This window comes from Skermanella sp. (genome assembly GCF_059503625.1).
In genome coordinates this window covers 1-3,346 of record NZ_JCACHA010000205.1, presented here as the reverse complement: position 1 = coordinate 3,346, position 3,346 = coordinate 1, and the positions used below count along the sequence as shown (strand labels likewise).

The 3,346-nt window shown below is 66.6% G+C and carries 3 protein-coding genes; all 3 read left to right on the top strand.

Translation table 11 applies throughout. The annotated features are described in order from the left end of the window. Positions 1 to 1,135, top strand: a 1,135-nt coding sequence (locus AC5JJ6_RS05185) for a glycosyl hydrolase family 17 protein (protein WP_496041019.1), incomplete at its 5' end; no start/stop codon positions are given. A gap of 153 nt (positions 1,136 to 1,288) precedes the next feature. Continuing rightward, complete coding sequence (locus tag AC5JJ6_RS05180; RefSeq protein WP_496041018.1) at positions 1,289 to 2,173, top strand: autotransporter outer membrane beta-barrel domain-containing protein; 885 nt, start codon at positions 1,289 to 1,291, stop codon at positions 2,171 to 2,173. 101 nt (positions 2,174 to 2,274) lie between these two features. Further along, a partial coding sequence (locus tag AC5JJ6_RS05175; protein ID WP_496041017.1) for a 7TMR-DISM family protein occupies positions 2,275 to 3,346 on the top strand: 1,072 nt, incomplete at its 3' end.

Below are 3,346 nucleotides of genomic sequence, written 5' to 3'. Positions count from 1 at the left end.
CTGGGAAGACATCCCGACCAGCGTCGAAGGCGCCGAGGAACGCATCCTCGAAGCCTACAGGGCCATCCGCGAGCGCTTCCCCGGCAAGCCTATCCTGGTCGGGGAAGTCGGCTGGCCCACCGCCGGGCGGACGCGCGGGCCGGCGGAAACCGGTCTGGTCAACAAGGCGCGCTTCATCAACCAGTTCGTCCGCATGGCCGAGCGCGAGGGCTTCCAGTACAACATCGTCGAAGCCTTCGACCAGGGCTGGAAATCGGCCAACGAGGGCACCGTCGGCGCCAATTGGGGCCTCTACTCGACCGACAGGGAGCGCAAGTTCTCGCTGGCCGGTCCGGTGGTCGAGAACCCTTACTGGGTCCGCCACTTCGCACTGTCGAGCGGTCTCGCCGTCCTGGCCGTCCTGATCGCCGCCGCGACGACGCCGGGGCTGGTGTCCAGGCTGCGGCCCGGCCGGGCGATCCTGCTGGCCCTGCTGGCCCAGGGCATGGCGAGCGCCCTGGTCCTGGCGGCCCATGTCGCCTGGACCGAAACCTACTACACGTTCGAGACGATCCGCGCGGCGCTGCTGTTCGCGCTGGAAGCCGTACTGGCAGTGGCCATCCTCGAATCGGCGGCGCGGCTGCTGACCGATCCTTCCGGCAAAAGCACCGGCCGGTTCGCCCATCTAGGCGACGCCGCGGCCACCCTGATGGCCGCCGTCGCCATCGTCGCGACAGCGCTGCTGGTGTTCGACGGGCGCTACCGCGACTTCCCGGTCCCCGACTATTTCGTGCCGGGACTGGCCTTGCCGGCATTGGGGCTGATCCGGGTCATGCTACAGGGCGGTGGCGCCAAAGCCTTCACGGTGTATGGCGCCCTGACCGGCCGGCCCGGCGGGCCGGCCCCGGCGCCGGCCGTTTCCGGACAGCCGCTTTCCCTCTCCGGACTGGCGAAAGCGGCCCCCGCCGCAATGGCGTTCACGGTGCTGCTTCTGCTCGGCGCGGTCGGGATAGTGATTCGCGAAGGCGGCGGAAATACCGAGGCATTGCAGTGGGCAGGCCTCCTCGTGATGACGTCGATCCCGTTCGCGGCGGCTTTGCTGCTGGCCCGCGGCGGCGTTTCTAAGTCCGAAGACATTTTATCAGCATCTCATTAACCATATCAAAACCCGACCCGACGACCCTGTCCTTCCAGTTACGGAGGACAGGAGGGGGCGGGGATGCCTCGGTGGATTTCATCTATACCAGCGCGGCTGACGGCAGCCGCCGTCGCATTGGGCTGCACGGCTTCATCCCGAGCCGAGCCCGTCGTGGACATCAACAGCGCGGTCGCGGCCGCCGGACAGCAGACGCGGGCGGTCATCGCTCGCCTCAACGATCTTCACGCCTCGCATGCCGGCGGGGCGCCCAATGGCGGCATCCGCACCGAAAGGCTGCGGCTGGAGTTCGACGAGAAGCAGGTGCCGCTGCGCGCCTTCTCCCGCTTCATGCCGTCGCTGCTGAAGGATGAGCGGACCGGCCCGATCGGAAGCTTCTTCAGCGGCAGCGCCCGGCTGGCCCAGAAAGCCGGGCGCCACCAGAACGGCGAGACCTATCTGGAGACGCCCGGCTTGACGGCCGGGGCCGACATGCAGGTCGGCCAGCACAGTTCCATCGGCGTTGCCGGCGGCTATATCGCCACGGCCGAAAAGCTGTCGGGCCGCAGCCTTGCGGTCTACGGCGCCCATATGGTCAATCCCGGCCTGACCCTCGACGCCATCGCCGGCACCGGCGATCTGTCGTTCTCGGCTGCGCAAGGGAGCGCGGGCGGAGCGGACAAGGGCAACCTGCTGTTCGGCGGGATCGGGATGCGGCAGGAAGCGAGGTTCGGCGACAGCCTGGTGCTGGCGGCCCTGACCCGCTTCAACTATGCCTCCGCGAATGCCGAGATGGCCCATGCATCGGGCGAGATGGCGACCGGCACGCTCGGCATCCAGGCCAGCTACCGCATCGACTACCTGTGGGGAACGCTGACGCCGCGCGCCGGGATCGAGCATATCCAGGAAATGGCCGACACGGCGGTCCAGCCGACGGTGACCAGCATCCGCTTCGGCCTGACGGCCCTTCACCGCGACGGCGGCATCCTGACGATCGATCACTCCACTACCCAGACCCGCGACCACACGGTGCGGGCGGCCTTGAAGATGAAGTTCTGAACCGCAGACTTCCCGGTTCAAGATGTCGCGCCGGCACATGGCGCTTGGTGACATCGGGGTGATGGATCATTCTCGCGTGGCGATTGCTCCCCGGGAGACCCATGCACCATTCAGCGACGCGCTCCACCGCAGCGGCCACCGCCAGGCTGGTGCCCGTGCTGATCACGGCAATGTGCCTCCTGCTGGCCTGTCCTGGGCCGTCGCCGGCGCAGAATGCCGGCAGGACCGTCATGCTGGTCGACGAGACGGCGGTCCATGCGCTTGGCCCCGACCTGGAAGTATTCGCCGACGAGACGGGGCGGCTGACCATAGATCAGGTCGCCACGCCCGAGTTCTCGATGAACTTTACGCCTTCCACCCAGGACGAACCGGGCTTCGGGATCACGCGGTCCGCGATCTGGAGCAGGATCACTCTCAACAGCATCCTGTCTGTGGAGCGCGAATGGTTCCTGGTCTACCGGCAGGCCCTGGTCGACAGGATATCGGTCTATGTCCCGCGCCCGGACGGCGGCTGGACCGAGATGAACAGCGGCATGCTGTCGCCGAACCGGTACTTCATCTTCCCGCATCGCTATCCGGTCTTTCCCCTGGGTCTCCAGCCGGCCGAACAGCCCACCATCTATATCCGGATCGAGAACCGCGATACGCTGCGGCTGCCCCTGGTCGTCCAGTCCGTCGCCTCGCTCTACGCTTCCGACCGGTCCGAGCAACTCCTGTTCGGCATGCTGTTCGGCATCCTGATCACGGTCTGCGTCTATCTGTTCTTCATCTGGCGCGTGATGCGGGAGCATAGCCAGATCTTCCTGATCACGATGCAATTGATGATCACGATCTATATCTCCTCCACCTCCGGTTTCCTGAGCGAGTACCTGTGGAGCGGGATGCCCTGGATGGCGGGTGCGTCGGTCCAGACAGCCATCCTGCTGGTCCTGATTTCCGGCCTGCTGTTCGGCCGGAGCTTCGTGCCGATCGACCGCCTGATGCCGCGCCACCGCAAACTCATGGGGGGACTGGTGGCCGTGCTGGCGATCCTGATCCCCCTGGGCTTCATCGACCGCCGCGTGGTCAACACGATGCTGCCCTGGTGCGTCCTCGTCATCTTCGCCGTCGCTCCCCATTCCAGCGTCGTCGCGATCCGTGCCCGGATCGACGGTGCCGTGGTCTTCACCGCCG